The 17,996-nt window shown below is 72.7% G+C and carries 8 protein-coding genes; 4 read left to right on the top strand and 4 right to left on the bottom strand.

All coding sequences use genetic code 11. The features are described 5' to 3' along the window. Positions 1-78: 78 nt before the first annotated feature. Positions 79-1,227 (top strand): glycosyltransferase, encoded by a 1,149-nt coding sequence (locus ACLQ2W_RS31655; protein WP_425791286.1) that lies wholly within the window; start codon positions 79-81, stop codon positions 1,225-1,227. Here ACLQ2W_RS31655 and ACLQ2W_RS31650 read toward each other — a convergent pair. After that, entirely contained in the window at positions 1,211-2,251 is a 1,041-nt protein-coding gene (locus ACLQ2W_RS31650) for a ketoacyl-ACP synthase III family protein (protein ID WP_425791284.1), read from the bottom strand. The genes ACLQ2W_RS31655 and ACLQ2W_RS31650 overlap by 17 nt on opposite strands. 127 nt (positions 2,252-2,378) lie before the next feature. On the opposite strand from ACLQ2W_RS31650, the gene ACLQ2W_RS31645 reads away from it, so the two are divergent. Beyond that, a complete protein-coding gene (locus ACLQ2W_RS31645; RefSeq protein ID WP_405090198.1) occupies positions 2,379-3,161 on the top strand; it encodes a thioesterase II family protein in 783 nt (260 codons plus the stop codon). Here ACLQ2W_RS31645 and ACLQ2W_RS31640 read toward each other — a convergent pair. From ACLQ2W_RS31640 to ACLQ2W_RS31630, 3 genes are read right to left on the bottom strand one after another with little or no spacing between them, the layout of a single operon-like run. Next, positions 3,131-3,367 (bottom strand): acyl carrier protein, encoded by a 237-nt coding sequence (locus ACLQ2W_RS31640; RefSeq protein ID WP_405090199.1) that lies wholly within the window; start codon positions 3,365-3,367, stop codon positions 3,131-3,133. The two genes, ACLQ2W_RS31645 and ACLQ2W_RS31640, sit on opposite strands and share 31 nt — an antisense overlap. Beyond that, positions 3,364-5,241, bottom strand: coding sequence for an HAD-IIIC family phosphatase (locus tag ACLQ2W_RS31635; RefSeq protein WP_425791281.1), 1,878 nt, complete (start codon positions 5,239-5,241; stop codon positions 3,364-3,366). Before ACLQ2W_RS31635 ends, ACLQ2W_RS31640 begins: the two co-directional genes overlap by 4 nt. Beyond that, positions 5,231-5,980, bottom strand: coding sequence for an O-methyltransferase (locus ACLQ2W_RS31630; RefSeq protein ID WP_425791279.1), 750 nt, complete (start codon positions 5,978-5,980; stop codon positions 5,231-5,233). The genes ACLQ2W_RS31635 and ACLQ2W_RS31630 overlap by 11 nt, the downstream gene beginning before the upstream one ends. Before the next feature lie 277 nt (positions 5,981-6,257). Here ACLQ2W_RS31630 and ACLQ2W_RS31625 point away from each other — a divergent pair, with 277 nt between their 5' ends. Continuing rightward, positions 6,258-17,780, top strand: coding sequence for an amino acid adenylation domain-containing protein (locus ACLQ2W_RS31625; protein ID WP_425791277.1), 11,523 nt, complete (start codon positions 6,258-6,260; stop codon positions 17,778-17,780). Further along, a complete protein-coding gene (locus ACLQ2W_RS31620) occupies positions 17,777-17,995 on the top strand; it encodes an MbtH family protein (protein WP_425791275.1) in 219 nt (72 codons plus the stop codon). Before ACLQ2W_RS31625 ends, ACLQ2W_RS31620 begins: the two co-directional genes overlap by 4 nt. The last annotated feature ends 1 nt before the right edge of the window (position 17,996 follow it).

Genomic DNA, 17,996 nt, shown 5'->3' with positions numbered 1-17,996 from the left:
AGCCACCGGCTTCGGTACAGTGACGCTCATCCAATCCAGCGAAGGCCGTCTATGCAGATCTGGATCACGAGTCACGCGATGACGTCCCATGTCCGGCCGCTGCTGCCGGTGGCCGACGCGGCGCGACGGGCCGGACACGACGTCACGGTCGCGGTGCCGGCAGCGGCGGAGCCGCTGGCTCGACGGCAGGGGTTCGCCACGGCCGCGGTCGGGGACGACTGGCTGGCGCAGCTCACCGGCGAGGACGGTCGGTCGGCTGTCGTGCCGCTGGCGGAGCTTGCGGACGGGGCGCGCACCGTGGCGCAGCAGATGGCGGGAGGGCCGGCCGGACGAACCGCCGCTGACCTGCTGGCACTGGCCGAGCGGAAGGCGCCGGATCTCATTGTCCGGGCGTCGACCGAGTTCGGCGGCGCGCTGGCGGCGGAGGTGCTCGGCGTGCCGCACGTCTCGGTGTCGACCGGGGGCGCGACGGCGCTGACGTACGGGCCCGATCGGCTGGCGGCCTCGCTGGCGCCGCACCGGGAGGCGCTCGGCCTTGCGCCGGACCCGGAAGGGCTGGCGAGTTACCGCTATCGGCACGCCTCCTTCCTGCCGCCCGGCTATGACCGGGCCGAGGAGTCGCTGCCGAACACGCGTTGCTACCGGCACGCCGATCCACTGACCGCCGGCGAGTCGTTGCCGGAGTGGCTGGAGCAGCGGCCTTCCGGACGCCCGCTGGTGTTCGCGAGCCTCGGCACCCTGGTGCCGCACGTGACCGGCTACGGGCCCGCGCTGGTCCGGATGCTGGTCACGGCGCTGGACGGGCTCGAGGTCGACGCGATCGTGTCGACGGCAGGCGTGCTGCCCGCAGGTGTGGCGCCGGGGCGGCCGCACGTGGTGCTGGTCGACACGGTCCCGCAGCCGTTGCTGCTGGCCCACTGCGACGTGTTCGTCACGCACGCCGGGCAGAACAGCGTGCGCGAGGCGCTGGGGGCCGGCGTTCCCATGGTGACGATGCCGATCATGGGAGATCAACTGTACAACGCCGCCCGCTGCGTCGATGCCGGCGTCGCGGCGACGGCGCCGGCCGCCGAGGCGACGATCGCGCGGCTGCGGCGGGAGATCCGGGGAGTGCTGAGCGAGCCGGCCTACCGCGAGCGGGCGGACACGGTACGCCGGCAGATGGCGGCGCTGCCGTCGGTGGACGATCTGGTCGCCGAGTTCCCCGCGCTCACCGGGGTGCGGTAGGCAGGATCTCCCACACCGCGACCGTCCAGCCGAAGCCGGCACCGGAGCCGATGGCCACGACGTGACGCCCGGCTCGGACCAGGCCGTTGACGAGCAGGTGATGGAGCTGGACGAACTGGTCCGCGGCGCCGAGGTGCCCGATGTCCCGGCCCCAGTCGTAGAGGGTCGCCGTGGCCGGAATGCCCAGGCGCTCGCCATAGGTGTACGCCACGACCGTCTCGCCGATGACGGGGTGGACGAACAGGTCCACCCCGTCGACGGTGATGCCCGCGTCGGCCAGGGCGTTGTCCAGGGCGGTGCGCAGGCCGGCCTGCGTCTGCTCGATCGCCTCGTCGTAGCGTTCCGGGCTGAGCAACAGGTACTCCCGTTTGCGGCCGCGCAGGTCCACCGGGCCGCCGCCGGCCATCGGCGCCGCCGCCCACTCGGACGCGCCGCGGTAGATCGGCTCGAGGCCCGAGTCGGTGACGGTGGCGGTCGCGACCAGGCGGGCCAGGCCGGGCTCGCGGGTGAGCACCAGGGCGCCGGCGCCGTCGCCGTACACCTGTTGGTTCTCGCTACGCCACCGGTCGACGTACGGCAGGGCGAACGCGTCGGCCGCGGTGATGACGGCTGCCGTGACGGAGGGCATCGCGGTCAGGTAGGCGGCGGCGGTCTCGATCGCGGCCATCCCACCGTTGGAGCTGTGCCGGATCTCGAAGGTCGGGCCGTCACCGCCGATCGTCTCGCGGCGGATGTAGTGCGCCGGCGTCCAGAAGTCCAGGCCCTGGTGGCCGAGGCTGGCGTGGATCACCAGGGTCGGCCCACCGTCGGCGGGGCGGCCCGCCCGGTCGAGCGCCTGCCGCACGGCGGCGACGGCCATCACGGCCGGCGGCTCGTCGGGGCCGGCGACGCGGACGGCGCGGATGCCGTTGGCGGTGTTCTCGGCGGCGTCGTAGCGGCCCGTCGCGACGGCCCGCCGCGCGGACTCGCGACGCTCGGGCAGATACGCACCGGTCCCGGCGAGATAGACGTCGGCCCAGCGCACGGTGTTCCCTTCGGTCGGCGGGTCCGGCCCGCAAGCCGGTCAACGCATAGACTAACGTGAAATTCAGTGGGGACGTCGCATGGCGGCACCGGTCGACGGTGACGTCCGGCGAGGGTGAGGAGGCGAGATGACGCAAGCCGACCCGCTCTGGTTCCGGTGGCATCGGCGGGTGCCGGCCCCCACCGCGCGGCTGGTGTGCTTCCCGCACGCCGGCGGCGCGGCAAGCTTCTTCCGCGGCTGGCCGGGCGCGCTGCCGCCCGGCGTCGAGGTGCTCGCGGTGCGCTACCCGGGCCGCGAGGACCGCATCCGGGAGCCGTTCATCGAGGCGATGGCGCCCATGGCCGACGCGATCAGCAAGGCGACGGCGACACTCGTCGGACCGCCGCTGGCGTTCTTCGGCCACAGTCTGGGGGCATCGGTGGCCCACGAGGTCGCGGTGCGCCTGGAGCGCGACCTCGGCCCGGTGCTGCGCATGCTGTTCGTCTCCGCGCGACCCGCGCCCCATCGCCTGTCGCGCAATGATCTGCACATCCGCGGGGACGCCGCGCTGATCGACGACATCCGCCGGCTCGACCGTCACACCGCACACGTCTTCGACGATCCGGAGCTGCGCACGATGCTGCTGCCGATGGTGCGGGCCGACTACCGGTTGGTGGAGACGTACTACCCGGATCACGTCGATCGGGTGGACGTGCCGATCGTCGGCTACAGCGCCGACACCGATCCGGAGGTGTCCGTCGACGACGTCGCCGCGTGGCGGGACGTGACCCGGGGCCGGTTCGAGCTGCGGACGTGGTCCGGTGACCATTTCTTCCTGACGCCGCAGGAACGTGCGGTGGTCGAGGACGTGGGCCGGCGGTTGCTCGCGGCGGTGCCGGGTCAGTCCGGCGCCGCGGTCGCGCGGCGGTAGATGCCACGCAGGGTCCGCTGGGTCAGCAGGGCGCCGACGGGCACCCGGTGGCCGGTGCGCCTCTCCATGGCCACCACCAGCCGCAGCACATGGATCGAGTCCCAGCCGGGGACCGCGTCGAGGTCCACGTCGAGGTCACCGGTGTCGGCCACCGGCAGGCTCAGCTCGTCGCGGACGAGCCGGAGGAACTCCGCCTCATTGATCATGACGCCGCCTCCGTCGGGGCAAGGTCGTTCTCGACCGCGAGGTGCTCCGGCTGCTCCGGCACGGCCCGCAGGTCGTGGCGGAAGCCGCCGGCGGCGGGCGCGAAGCCGAGCGCCGGGTAGAACCGCGCCGCACCGGCGTTGCGGCCGGTCGGACGGTAACGGCCGATCACCTGGTCGCATCCGGTGTCGCGGGCGTGGTGCAGCATGCTGATCACCGCTGCCTCGGCGATGTCCCGGCCGAAGACCCGGCAGCTGAGCACGACGTTGGTGAGGTCGAGCGTGTCGCCGTCGCGGCAGGCGAAGACGGCGCCGACGATGCCGTAGCGGCCGTAGCGGTCGGTGACCTCCACGGCGACCACGAGATCGTCCAGCCGCCGTTGGACACCGGCCGGCTGCACCCGCTCGCCGGTGAGGTTGAACTGGTTGGTGCGCAACGTCAACTGCGAGATCCGGCCGATCTCGTGCGGGCGCGGCCGGGCCAGGCGCACCACAGTGCCGAGGCTTCGCAGGTACGCCGCGGTCGAGCCGGCCTGATCGCGCAGCTCGGTGCGGGCGGCGTCGGCGTGGTAGCCGGCGGTGCGGGTGCGGTCCTGATCGGTCAGGTCGAGCACGTCGAACCAGCCGTCGGCGAGCAGTCGCGACACGTGGGACGCCGGCTCGTCGTCGAGCTCGACCACGGCGATCTCCGGTCGGGCGGCGGCGATCAGGCCGGCTTCGTAACGCGAGTCGTCGGCGAAGACGAGACTGTCCGCGCCGACGTTCAGCCCGGCGGCGAGATCGTCCAGGTTGACGTCCTTGGGGTGCCAGTTGGCATTGAGGCGCGCGAAGTCCGCCTCGCGCAGCACCATGTCCGGGTGCTCGCGCAGCACGGCGCGTACCGCGTCGATGTCGTTCTTACTGCTCACGGCAAGGAGCACCCCCTGCCCGGACAGGTGTTTGAGGAGCTGTTGGACGGCGCGGAACGCCTCCCCGCGCAGCGTTCCCGCGGCGGCGATCCCGGCCGGACCGTCCTCGCCCAGGATGCCGTCCCACAGGGTGCCGTCGAGATCGACCACGAGCACCTTGCGGGTGAGCCCGGCCGCCGCGGCGGCGAGGTGGCCGACCTCGCGGGCGTACGCGGCGAACAGCTCGTCGCTGAGGTGCACCCCCGCGTACCCGGCCATGCGCTCGTCGCTGACGGGTCCGGTGGCGTTCGCCAGCGGTTCGAGGTCGATGACCACGACGCGTGGATCGCGCGTGCTCAGCCGGAGCAGGGCCGCGTTGAACTCGCGCCACAACGCGCCGACCTCGGCCCGGGTCCGCAGGTCGCGCGCCTGGTGGCTGAGCGCGCGGACCAGCGGCGTCGTGTTGAGCACCAGCAGCCCGGTGGTGGTGGCGAGAACCTCGCTGACGACCGCGCCGATCTCGTCGCCGACGGCGGCGAGCACGGCGGCGAGATCCGGTGCCCGCCAGCCGGGTGGCAGCCGCGAGGTGACCATCGGCGGGGCCAGCAGCCAGAGCGTGAGATCGGGCCGGGCCGCCTCGACGGCGCCGCCCCGGCGCAGCGCGAGCGCGTGCGGGTCCTGTTCGGTCACGTGGGGCCGCACCAGCAGACCGTGTCGCGCGCACTCGGCGGTCAGCGGCGCCAGCAACGGCCGTACGGTGGTGGCGCTGGTGATCGCGACCGTGAGCAGACCGCGCCGGTCCTGCCGGGGCACGTCGGCCGGGTCCATGCGGGTCAGTAGCTGGCCGGCCCGGATCAGGTTGGCGGCGGCGTCGGGAGCGCGGGCCAGCTGGTTCAGCAGTGGCGGCACGCGACGGAACCCGGTGGCCAGCGCGCCGGCGGCGTGCAGCGACCGCAACGCCTCCAACGGCGGCTGTCCGTCAACGGGCATGTCGGATCAGCGTCATGCCGTCCCGCACCGTCAGCAACACGTTCTCCACCCGTGGATCAGCCGTGACCGAGGCGTTGAACGCGGCCAGGTGCCGCGCCCAGTCGCCGCGCATGGCGCGCAACCACTCGTCGGCGTCGGTGGTGCGGTCGAGTTCGACGCCGGAGGCCGGCGGCGGGTCGGTGACCGCCCCGCCCCACAGGGTGTTGTCGAAAATGAGTAATCCGTGCGGGGAAAGCAACCGCCGTTGCAAGATGCGGTCGAAATACCGTTGGTAGTTCGGTTTGTCGGCGTCGACGAAGATGATGTCGAAGGGCCCGTTCACCTCGCCGAGAACGTCAAGCGCGTCCCCTTCCACCAGCCGGATCTTGTGACCGTGCGGACTGGCGTCGAATGCCGACTTGGCGACCGCGCGGGCCTGCTCGTCGGCGACGAAGCTGTCGACGGTGATCACCTTGCCGTCGGCGGGGAGCGCGGACGCCATCGCGACCGCGCCATGACCGGTGAAGGTGCCGACCTCCAGCACGTTCCGGGCCTGCGCCAGGGATACCAGCATGCCGAGGAAGACCGCCTGGATGGAGGTGGACGCGATGTCCGCCCACTGTGGGCACTCCCGTTGCGTACGCTGCTGTATCTGGTGCAGTTCTGCGGCGACCGGCGAGGTGTGCGCGGTGGCATACTCTTCGATTCCGGGCCGGAAGATGGGCGGCTTTGTGAAGACGATGTCCTTGCGATGGAGCACGAAGCCTCCCCCTGCATGACCGCCCCGGCCCGGTGCGTGGCGATGTCAAGCGCCGAGGTGCACTGATCGTTTCGCGAACAGTCGATGATGATCAAGGCATTTATTGACTTCTATATCGCTACCAGAGGCCCCGGACGAGGTCAAGCCTTGACTGCCATCGATGCGCGCTCTAGCTTCGAGGCATTCCAGGAGGCTGCTCGCCGGGACAATTTTCGACCATCGCAGGGGGATTCGAGCGGCATCGCTGCCGACGCGATCGGCGAGCTTGAGGAGCGCTATGACGGACACCGCGACGGAGCGCGCCCAGCACTCGGGGCGGACCAGCGCGACGTTGCCGCAGATGTTCGAGGCACAGGTGATCCGTACGCCCGGCGCGGAAGCCGTGGCGGCTGGCCACGACCGCCTGACCTACGGCCGGCTCGACGAGCGCGCCAACCGGCTCGCCCGCCTGCTTGTCGAACACGGCGCGGCGCCCGGCCGCATCGTCGCCCTGGCGCTGCCGCGCTCGGCGGACCTGGTCGTCGCCGTCATCGCGGTGCTCAAGACCGGCGCCGCGTACCTCCCGCTCGACCCGGACTACCCACCGGATCGCCTGACGTTCTTCGTCTCCGACGCGCGGCCGGCGTGTGTGGTGACGACCGGGGCGAGCGGTGTGGGCCTGCCCGCCACCGCGACGGTCATCGAGCTCGACCACCCGGAGACGGTGGCACGTCTGGCCGAACTTCCCGCCGACGCGCTGAGCGTCGACGAGATCGGCGGCAGCCTCACCCCCGAGCACACCGCCTACGTCATCTACACCTCCGGGTCGACCGGCCGCCCCAAGGGCGTCGCCGTCGCGCACCGCAACGTCATCCGGCTGTTCGCCACCGACGCACCGTGGCCCGGTCTCGGTGACGACCAGGTGTGGACGCTGTTCCAGTCGTACTCGTTCGACTTCTCCGTGTGGGAGATGTGGGGACCGCTGTTGCACGGCGGCCGGCTGGTGATCGCCAGCCGCTCGGACACCCGCTCCCCGCTGGACTTCCTACGACTGCTCGCCGCCGAGGGCGTGACCGTGCTCAGCCAGACGCCGTCGGCCTTCGCCGAGCTGTTGGCCACCCGCACCGTCGCCGCCGAGCTGTGGGCGTCACTGGCCCTGCACACCGTCGTTCTCGGCGGCGAGGCGCTGCCCGCCCAGACCGTCCGGGACCTCCACGAGACCCGGCCGGACTGCCGCATCCTCAACATCTACGGCCCGACCGAGACGACGGTGCACGCGACCACCTGCTTCGTCGAGCCGGAGATGGGCGTGCCGCCGATCGGGCGGCCGGTCAACGGCGCCCGCGTCTACGTGCTCGACCCGGCGCTGCGGCCGGTGCCACCGGGGGTCGACGGCGAGCTCTACATCGCCGGCGCCGGGGTGGCGCTCGGTTACCTGAACAGACCGGCGTTCACGGCGGAGCGGTTCGTGGCCGATCCGTACCATCCGGGCGGCGGCCGGATGTATCGCACCGGCGACATCGTCCGATGGCGGCCCGACGGCGTGCTCGATTTCGTCGGCCGCGCCGACGGGCAGGTGAAGGTACGCGGCTTCCGCATCGAGCTCGGCGAGGTCGAGGCGGCGCTGGCCGCCCACCCCGGCGTCGCACAGGCCGCGGTGACCGTGCACGAGGTCCAACCCGGCGACCAGCGCCTCGTCGGGTACGTGGTGCCGGCCACCGACGCCGCCGGCACCCAGGAGGTCGCGGCGGAACTGGTCGACGAGTGGCGCGACGTCTACGACGATCTCTACTCCGGTCTGTCCACCGCGCCGGCGCCGCTCGACGACGACTTCAGCGGCTGGAACAGCAGTTACGACGACGCGCCGATTCCGCTGGAGGCGATGCGGGAGTGGCGCGACGAGACCGTCACGCGGATCCGTGCGCTGCGACCCCGCCGCGTGCTCGAGATCGGAGTCGGCAGCGGCCTGCTGCTGGGGCCGCTGGCGCCGCACACCGAGGAGTACGTGGCGACCGACTTCTCGGGTCCGGCCGTCACCGCGTTGCGGACCCGGACGGCCGCCGATCCGACGCTGGCGGGCCGGGTGCGGGTACGCGAGCAGGCCGCCGACGATCCGACCGGCCTGCCGGAGGCCCACTTCGACGCCGTGGTGGTGAACTCCGTCGTCCAGTACTTCCCGAGCGCCGACTACCTGGTCGACGTGGTCAACATCGCGCTCCGGTCGGTCCGGCCGGGCGGTGCGGTGTTCCTGGGCGATCTGCGCAACCTCGCGCTGGTGCGCTGCTTCCACGCCGGTGTCCGGCTGGTCGACACCCCGGCGTTCGCCGACGTCGACCAGGTCCGGCAGCGGCTCGACCACGATATCGACCTCGAGCGGGAACTGCTTGTCGACCCACGGATGTTCACCGACGCCGCAGCCGCGTTCCCCCTGCTGGGCGCGGTCGACGTGCGGCTCAAGCGGGGACGCCACGACACCGAGCTGAACCGCTACCGCTATGACGCCGTGCTCTACCGCGCCGGTGGGCCGGAGCCGGCGGCGCCGGCCGAGATCACCTGGCGCTGGGACGTCGACGTCTCGTCGGTGGCGGCCGTGGCGCAGCGACTGGCCGACGTCAGCGCAGCGGTACGCGTCACGGGTGTCCCCAACGCGCGCGTCGCCGCCGACGCCGCCGTGGCGCGTGTCGTGGACGCCGGACGGGTCTGGGTCGACGCCGTCGCCGCCGCGTACGACGCGGGCGGCGTGGACCCGCAGGACGCGCTCGACGCCGTGCACCGGGCCGGGCGCGTGGCGGCCGCCCGATGGTCGGCGGAGGACGTCGACCGGTTCGACCTCGACATCGCCGCCGGCACGACGGTGGACAGTCCGCCCGGCACCGGCCTGGCGGTGGCCGTCGCGCCGGCCACGCCCGGTGGCCGGCACGCGGCGGCCGCGTTCACCAACCGCCCGCTCGGGGGTGATCCCGGCCGCCTGCTCGTCGGCGCGCTGCGCCAGCATCTCCGCCATCGGTTGCCGGAGTTCATGGTGCCGGTCGTGATGGTGGTGGAGTCGTTGCCGCTGACCCCGAACGGCAAGCTCGACCGGGCGGCGCTACCGGCACCCGAATTCGGTGTCACCGGCGGCGCCGAGGCGCGCACACCGCAGGAGGAGGTGTTGTGCGGCCTGTTCGCGGAAGTGCTCGGGTTGTCCTCGGTGGGCACCCGGGACAACTTCTTCGACCTGGGCGGGCACTCACTGCTGGCGACCCGCCTGGTGAGCCGGGTGCGGTCCACCCTCGGGGTGGAGCTGGAGGTGCGGACGCTGTTCGAGACGCCGACGGTAGCGGGGTTGGCGTCGCGGCTGGACGCCAGCCGGCTGTTGCGCCCGGCCCTCACACCGCGGGCACGGCCACGCGTGGTGCCGCTGTCGTTCGCGCAGCGCCGGCTGTGGTTCCTGCACCGCCTCGAAGGCCCCAGCCCCACCTACAACATCCTGTTGCCGTTGCGGATCACCGGCACGTTCGACCGCGCCGCGCTGCGGGCCGCGTTGACCGACGTGGTCGCCCGCCACGAGAGCCTGCGCACGCTCTACCCGGAGGTCGACGGCACACCGTCCCAGTTGGTCCGGCCGCCGGACCATGCCGGTGTGGACCTCACCGTCACGCCGGTGACGTCGGAGACGATGGAAGCGGTGTTGCAGCGGGCGGCCCGCTACTCGTTCCACCTCGCCTCGGAGCCACCCGTGCGGGCCGACCTGCTGGTGCTCGCGCCAGATGACCACGTGCTGCTCCTCAACGTGCACCACATCGCCGCCGACGGCTGGTCGATGGCGCCGCTGGCCCGCGACCTGTTCACCGCGTACGCCAGCCGGACGCAGGGGCGTGCGCCCGGCTGGTGGCCGCTACCGGTGCAGTACGCCGACTACACGCTCTGGCAGCAGGAACTGCTCGGCGCCGAGCACGACCCGGACAGCCTGGCCGCCCAGCAGACCGACTACTGGCAGCGGGCGCTGGCCGGCCTGCCCGACCGCATCGCGCTGCCCACCGACCGGCCCGTCTCGGCGCTCTCGTCCTACGCGGGCGACCTGCTCGACTTCAGTGTCGACGCGCGGCTGCACGAGCGGATCGTCGAGGTGGCCCGGTCGTCCGGCGCGACCGTGTTCATGGTGCTGGTGGCCGGCCTGGCCGGGCTGCTCTCGCGGCTGGGCGCGGGCCGGGACGTGCCCATCGGCACCCCCGTCGCCGGGCGGCTCGACGAGGCGCTCGACGACCTGGTCGGCTTCTTCGTCAACACACTCGTCATGCGGGTCGACCTCAGCGGGGACCCGTCGTTCGCGGACCTGCTCGAGCGCGTCCGCGGCACGGCGCTGGCCGCGTACGCCCACCAGGACGTGCCGTTCGAGCGTCTGGTCGAGGTGATCAACCCGGTCCGGTCGCTGGCCCACCACCCGCTGTTCCAGGTCATGCTCGCCCTGCAGAACGCGCCGGAGGCCGGCTTCGAGCTGCCCGGCGCGCACGTCACGTTCCAGCCCGTCGGCACCGCGACGTCCCGCTTCGAGCTGTTCTGGAACGTGGTCGAACGCCACGACGCCACCGGGCGGCCGACCGGCATGGACGGCATCATCGAGTACCGCAGCGACCTGTTCGACCGGGCCACGGTGGGCGTCCTCGCGCGGCGTTGGATCCGGTTGCTGGCCGCGGCGGTCGCCGATCCCGACCGTCGGCTCGGCGCGCTCGACCTCCTCGAACCGACCGAGCGGGCGGACCTTGCCACGTGGAACGACACGGTACGGCCGGTGCCTGCCGAGTTGCTGTACCAGCGGGTGGAGGCGCAGGTGACGCGGGCGCCCGAGCGGATCGCGGTCGAGGCCGGCGGCGAGCGGGTGACCTACGCCGACCTCAACGCGCGCGCCAACCGGCTGGCCCGCCTGCTCGTCGCACACGGCGCCGGCCCGGAACGCCTCGTCGGGCTGTTGCTGCCACGGTCGGTCGACCTGATCGTGGCACTGCTGGCGGTGAACAAGACCGGCGCGGCCTACCTGCCGGCGGACCCCGGCTTCCCGGCCGAACGCGTCGACTTCATGTTCGACGACGGGCAGGTCGCCGCCGTGCTCACCGTCACCGCGCTGGCGGGCGGTGTGGACCACGACGTCGCACCGGTGATCGTGGTGGACGCCGACGAGGTCCGCGACCGGCTGCGCACCGTCCCCGCGGGCGACCTGGCCGACGCCGAACGCACCGGCCGGCCGCATCCACTCAACCCGGTCTTCGTGCTCTACACCTCCGGCACCACCGGCCGGCCCAAGGGCGTCGTCATGCCGACGACCGTCATCGCCAACATGCTGCGCTGGCACGACGCGCACATCGGCGCCGACCCCGACGCCCGGGTGGCCCAGTTCACCACCGTCACGTTCGACGTGGCCACGCAGGAGGTCTTCTCGGCGCTCACCACCGGCAAGACGCTCGTGTTGCCGGCCGAGACCGTCCGCCGGGACGCGGGTGCGCTGGCCGAATGGCTGGCGCACCACCGCATCCGGGAGTTCTACAGCCCGACGCTGGTCATCGAGGCGGTCTGCGAGGCGGCGAACGAGCACGACACGGATCTGCCGACGCTGCGCGAGGTGTCGCAGTCCGGGGAGGCGCTGCTGCTCAGCAGGCAGATCCGTGACTTCATGCGCCGCGGTCCGCAACGCCGCCTGCACAACCACTACGGCCCGATCGAGGCGCACGTCGTCACCGCGTGCGAACTGCCACCGGGGGTGGACGACTGGCCACCGGCGGCCCCGATCGGCCGGCCCATCACGAACCAGCAGGTGCATGTGCTGGACCCGTGGCTGAACCCGGTGCCGCCGGGGACCACAGGTGAGCTGTACATCGCCGGTCGTGGCGCCGCTCGCGGGTACCTGCGACGCCGCGGGCTGACCGCCGAACGCTTCGTCGCCGACCCGTTCGGCGCGGCCGGTGGCCGCATGTACCGCACCGGGGACCTGGTGCGGTGGCGGCGCGACGGCACGCTGGAGTACCTGGGCCGCGTCGACCACCAGGTGAAGATCCGCGGTCATCGCGTCGAGCTGTCCGAGGTCGAGGCCGTCGTCACCGAGCACCCCGACGTCAACCAGGTCGCCGTCGTCGCGCACGACCGGCCGGGCGTCACCCAGATCGTCGCGTACGTCGTGCCCGCGCCCCACGCCGGGCTCGTCGAGTCCCGCCTGCGTGACTGGATCAGGGACCGGTTGCCGGAGTTCATGGTGCCGGTCGTGATGCTGCTGGAATCCCTGCCGACGACCCCGAACGGCAAGCTCGACCGCTCGGCGTTGCCGGTGCCCGAGTCCGGTGCCACCAACGCGGTGGCAGCGGCCCGCACACCGCAGGAGGAAGTGCTGTGCGGCCTGTTCGCGGAGGTGCTGGGCGTCTCGGCGGTGGGCGTCCACGACAGCTTCTTCGATCTGGGCGGCCATTCGCTTCTGGCGACCCGGCTGGTCAGTCGCGTGCGCTCCACGCTGGGAGTCGAGCTGGAGGTGCGCAAGCTCTTCGACGCGCCCACGGTGGCCGGACTGGCGACGGCGCTGGACCCGCACCGCTCGCTGCGCCCGGCCCTGACGCCGATCGCCCGGCCGGACGTGGTGCCGCTGTCCTTCGCGCAGCGCCGGTTGTGGTTCCTGCACCGCCTCGAAGGTCCCAGTCCCACCTACAACGTGCCGGTGCCGATCCGCCTCGACGGGGCCGTGGACGAGGCCGCCCTGCGGGCCGCCTACCGAGACGTGCTCGAACGCCACGAGTCGCTCCGTACCGTCATCACGGACACCGACGGCGTACCGTCGCAGCGGGTGCTCCCGATCGGCGAGGTGGTGGCCCACGTCGAGACCGTCGGGGTGCCCGCCGCCGGCCTGGCGGCCGCGCTCGTCGAGGCCGCCGGTCACCGGTTCGACCTGGCCGCCGAGCCACCCGTGCGGGCGTGGCTGTTCACCGTCGACGAGCACTCCTCGGTACTGCTGATCCTGATGCACCACATCGCGGGCGACGGCTGGTCCATGGCGCCCCTGACCCGCGACCTGCACACGGCCTACGCCGCCCGCGGCCTCGGGCAACCGCCGGCCTGGACACCGCTGCCCGTGCAGTACGCCGACTACACGATGTGGCAGCACGAACTGCTGGGCGCCGAGGGCGATCCCGACAGCGTCTACACGCAGCAGGTGAGCTACTGGCGGGACGCGCTCCGGGGCCTACCGGACCAGCTCGTGCTGCCGGCCGACCGACCGCGACCACCGGTCGCCGCGTACCACGGTGACGTGGTCGCCTTCACGCTCGACGCCGACCTGCACGCCGCGCTCGCCGCCACCGCCCGTGGTCACGGCGCCACCATGTTCATGGCGCTGCTGGCGGGACTGGCCGGGCTGCTGTCGCGGCTGGGCGGGGGCTGCGACGTGCCCATCGGCACCCCGGTGGCCGGCCGGCTGGACGAGGCGCTTGACGAACTGGTCGGGTTCTTCGTCAACACGCTGGTCCTGCGCATGGACACCAGCAGTGACCCGACCTTCGCCGACCTCCTCACCCGAGCCCGGTCGACGGCGCTGGCCGCGTACAGCCATCAGGACGTGCCGTTCGAGCATCTCGTCGAGGTGCTCAACCCGACCCGGTCCCTGGCGCACCAGCCGCTGTTCCAGGTCATGTTCGCCCTCCAGAACGCACCGGGCGGGCAGTTCAGGTCGGCTGACCTCGCGGCCGGCGCGCACGGGCCCCGCGTCGGCGCCTCCCGGTTCGACCTGTTCGTCAACGTCGCGGAGGAACGCGACGAGACCGGCGCGCCGGCCGGCATCTCGGGCATGGTGGAGTTCAACACGGACCTGTTCGACCGGGCCACCGTCGAGGCTCTCGCCGACCGCTACCGCCGCCTCCTCGCCGCCGCCGTCGCCGACCCCGGCATCCGGCTGGGCGCGATAGATCTGCTGACGCCCGCCGAACACGCCACGTCGCCCGACCCGGACGCCGCTCGAACCGTCGAGGTGGACGACGTGCTCGCGGCGCGGGCGCGGGCGCTGGCCACCGCACTGCGGATCGGCCCCGACGCCCGCGTCGCGCACGAGGCGACCGCCGAGCCCGCCGTGGCGCGAGCGCTGGCGCTCCTGGCCGCCGAAACCGGCGCGTCGCTGCTACCCGTGCCGACCGACTCGGCCGATCTCGACGGCTGGCTGCACACCGGACGCGTCAGTCACCTCATCACCACCCCGACCCGCCTCAGCGACCTCGACCCGGACGCGGCGCCCGCCGGCCTCGACGGCATCGCCGTCACCGGGGAGAACTGCCCGCCCGCGATGGTGACGGACTGGGCCGTCGGCCGGCGGTTCGTCAACGTGTACGGCACCGCCACGCACCCCTGGCTCACGATCAGCGACCCGCTCGAACCCGCCGCGGGCACCGCCGCGATCGATCCGCTGCCGATCGGGCGACCCGCTGCCGGTGAACGCCTCCACCTGCTCGACGCCTGGCGGCGGCCCGTGCCGCCGGGCGTCGCCGGCGACATCCACGTGCCCGACGGCACCGGCCTGGTCGCGACCGGTGACCGTGGCCGGTTGCGCCCGGACGGGCAGCTCGACCTCTACGGCCCGACCGAACAGGTCGACGGCCTCGAACCGGGTCTGCTCCCCTGCCGTGTCGAGGCGGCCGTCGCGGACTACCCGGCGGTCCGGCGCGGCGTCGTCGTCCGCTCCGGCGAGGAGACGCCGCCACGGTTCGTCGCCTACGTCGCCGGGCACGCCGGACACCACGTCGACGCCGCCGCACTACGCCGGCACGTGCCCGCCCACCTGCTGCCGTCGGCCACCGTCGTCCTCGACGATCTCCCGCGGACGCCGTACGGGACGGTGGATCGGGCCGCCCTTCCGGCCCCCGCCGCCACCCCGCCACGCGTCACCCGCGCGCCCGGCACGCCGCAGGAGGAGATCCTGTGCGACCTGTTCGCCGAGGTGCTGGGCCAGCCCGCCGTCGGCGCGGAGGAGAACTTCTTCACCCTGGGCGGGCACTCGTTGCTGGCCACCCGGTTGGCCGCGCGCATCCGGGCCGTGCTCGGCGTCGAGATACCGGTGGGACAGATCTTCGTGGCCCCGACCCCGGCCATGCTCGCCGAGCACCTCACCGACGCGGTCGCCACCACCCGGCCCGCGGTCCGGCCGATGCCCCGCCCCGCCGTCGTGCCGCTGTCGTACGCGCAGCGGCGGCTGTGGTTCGTGGAACGTCTCGGCGTGGCCGACGCCGCCTACAACGTGCCCATCGGGCTGCGGCTGCGCGGCGAACTCGACGTGCCGGCGCTACGGGCCGCGCTGACCGACGTGGTCGGCCGGCACGAGTCGCTGCGCACCACCTTCCCGGAGACCGCCGGCCACCCGGTGCAGCAGGTCCAGCCGGTCGACGGCCTCGCCGTGCCGATGAGCGTGACACCCGCCGACGAGGCCGGCCTGGCGGAGGCGCTGGCCGTGGCCGCTGCCTACCGCTTCGACCTGGCCGCCGAGCTGCCGGTACGGGCGTGGCTGTTCACCATCGACGCCCAGACGTCGGTCCTGCTGGTGCTGATACACCACATCGCGGGCGACGGCTGGTCCATGGCGCCGCTGACCCGCGACCTGCTCACCGCATACACCGCCCGCAGCGACGGGCGGCCACCGGCCTGGTCGCCACTGCCGGTCCAGTACATCGACTACACGCTGTGGCAGCGGGAACTGCTCGGGGCCGAGGACGACCCCCACAGCCTCTACGCGGACCAGGTGGCCTTCTGGCGGGAAACCCTGCGTGGCCTGCCCGAACAACTCGTGCTGCCGGCCGACCGGGCACGGCCACCGGTCGCGTCCTATCGCGGTGGGGTCGTCACCTTCACCTTCGACGCCGACCTGCACGGCGCGCTCGTGGCCACCGCCCGCACCGTCGACGCCACGACGTTCATGGTGCTGCTGGCCAGCCTCGCCGGGCTGCTCTCCCGGCTCGGCGCCGGTGACGACATACCCATCGGCACACCGGTCGCCGGCCGCCTCGACGAAGCCCTCGACGACCTGGTGGGGTTCTTCGTCAACACACTCGTCCTGCGCGTGGACACCAGCGACGATCCGAGCTTCGCCGGCCTCGTCGAGCGGGCCCGGTCGACGGCGCTCGCCGCGTACGGTCACCAGGACGTGCCGTTCGAACACCTGGTGGAAGCCCTCAACCCGACCCGGTCCCTGGCCCACCAGCCGCTGTTCCAGGTTCTGCTCGCGTTGCAGAACGTGCCGTTCACCGGCTTCGGGTTGCCCGGTGTCACGGTGGGCGCGGAGCCGGTCCCGACGGCCAGCGCCAAGTTCGACCTGTCCTTCCAGCTCATCGAGCGCAAGGCGGCCGACGGCACGCTGCTCGGGATGGACGGCATCGCCGAGTTCCGCACCGACATGTTCGACCGCGCCACCGTCGAGGCCCTGGTCGGCCGCTGGCGCCACCTGCTCACCGCCGCCCTGGCGGATCCGGAGCGGTCCCTGTCGCGGTGCGACGGGGCCCCTGTGGTGGCGGCCGAGGCCGTCACACCCCTGGATCTCGGTCAGGTGCGCGCCGCGTTGCGCGGCGAGGCCGGTGTCCGCGACGTGGATCTCGCCCTGCACGGCGACGGCAGAGCCACGCAGGGGCTGTCGGCCTATCTGGTGGCCGATCCGGGCGCGACTCTGGACGTGGCGGCGCTTGGCGATCGACTGCGGACCCGGCTGCCCGCCCACCTGGTGCCCGCCGACATCACTGTCGTCCCCGCCGACGAGCCCGCGCCGGCGCCCGTGACCGGGGTCGGGGGTGCCGCCGGAACCCCCCGCGAGGAACTGCTGTGCGCGCTGTTCGCAGAAGTGCTCGACCGGCCGCACATCGGCCCGAACGACGACTTCTTCGCCGCGGGCGGGCACTCGCTGCTGGCCCCCACGTTGCTGCGACGGATCGAGGAGACGCTCGGCACGCGGCTCAGCCTGCTGCACCTGTTCGAGACGCCGACCGTGGCCGACCTGGCCCGGCGGCTCGACGACGGCGACGGGCACCTCGATCCGTTCGCGACCCTGCTGCCGCTGCGGCCCAGCGGCACGCTCCCACCGCTGTACTGCCTGCCGCCGGGCGCCGGTGTCGGCTGGTCGTACGCCAGACTCGCCCGGTTCCTCGAACCGGACCGGCCGCTGTACGCGCTGCAGTCACCAGGTCTGCACGGCGACCCGGCTCCGACCGACATGCCGGCGCTTGTCGACAGGTGGCTGGCCGAGATCCGCGCGGTGCAGCCCGAAGGCCCGTACCACCTGCTCGGCTGGTCGTTCGGTGGCATCGCCGCGCACGCGCTCGCGACCACCCTGCAGGCGGCCGGCGACACCGTCGAGCTGCTGGCGATCCTCGACACCTATCCACAGAGCGCGTTCTCGACGCCACCGGCCGTGCCGTCCCGCGAGGAGATCCTGGCCGGCTTCCTCATGTTCGTCGGCGCCGATCCCGGCGACCTCGAGGAGATCACGGTGGCCGCCACGGTACGCCGGCTCCATGCCTCCGGTGGTGCGTTGTCCGGGGTGGACGAGGCCGGTATCGAGGCGGTGCTCGGCACGTTCGAGAACAACATCCGCCTCCAGTTCGACTACCGACCGCATCGGTTCGACGGCGACGTGTTGCTGGTCGTCACGACCGCCAACCCGGTGGACGACTGGCCCGACCCGACAAGCTGGCAGCCCTACGTCAACGGGGCGGTCCGCACGGTCGAGGTCGACTCCACCCATCCACGGCTGCTCGAACCGGACGCGGTCGCCGCATTCGGGCCGGCGCTGGCCCGGGCGCTCACCACCGATCCGCACACCACGTCAAGGAGCCGAGAATGACCAACCCCTTCGAAGATCCCGACGGCCGCTTCGTCGTGCTCGTCAACGACGAGGACCAGCACTCACTGTGGCCGACGTTCGCCGACGTGCCCGCCGGGTGGCGGGTGGTGCACGGTGAGGACACCCGCGAGGCCTGCCTGGCCTACGTCGAGGAGCACTGGACCGACATGCGGCCACGCAGCCTGGTCGAGGCGATGGCCGAGACCGACACCTGAC

It is taken from the genome of Micromonospora sp. DT227 (assembly GCF_049841835.1).
In the GTDB taxonomy this organism is placed as follows: domain Bacteria; phylum Actinomycetota; class Actinomycetes; order Mycobacteriales; family Micromonosporaceae; genus Micromonospora.
Note: the sequence above shows the minus strand (reverse complement) of the source record. Positions and strands in the feature narration are given on the sequence as shown.

Bases quoted from the DNA above. Each gene is read 5' to 3' on its own strand.
- ACLQ2W_RS31655 (WP_425791286.1), top strand. From the start codon at position 79: ATGACGTCCCATGTCCGGCCGCTGCTGCCGGTGGCCGACGCGGCGCGA.
- ACLQ2W_RS31645 (WP_405090198.1), top strand. From the start codon at position 2,379: ATGACGCAAGCCGACCCGCTCTGGTTCCGGTGGCATCGGCGGGTGCCG.
- ACLQ2W_RS31640 (WP_405090199.1), bottom strand. From the start codon at position 3,367: ATGATCAATGAGGCGGAGTTCCTCCGGCTCGTCCGCGACGAGCTGAGC.
- ACLQ2W_RS31635 (WP_425791281.1), bottom strand. From the start codon at position 5,241: ATGCCCGTTGACGGACAGCCGCCGTTGGAGGCGTTGCGGTCGCTGCAC.
- ACLQ2W_RS31625 (WP_425791277.1), top strand. From the start codon at position 6,258: ATGACGGACACCGCGACGGAGCGCGCCCAGCACTCGGGGCGGACCAGC.
- ACLQ2W_RS31620 (WP_425791275.1), top strand. From the start codon at position 17,777: ATGACCAACCCCTTCGAAGATCCCGACGGCCGCTTCGTCGTGCTCGTC.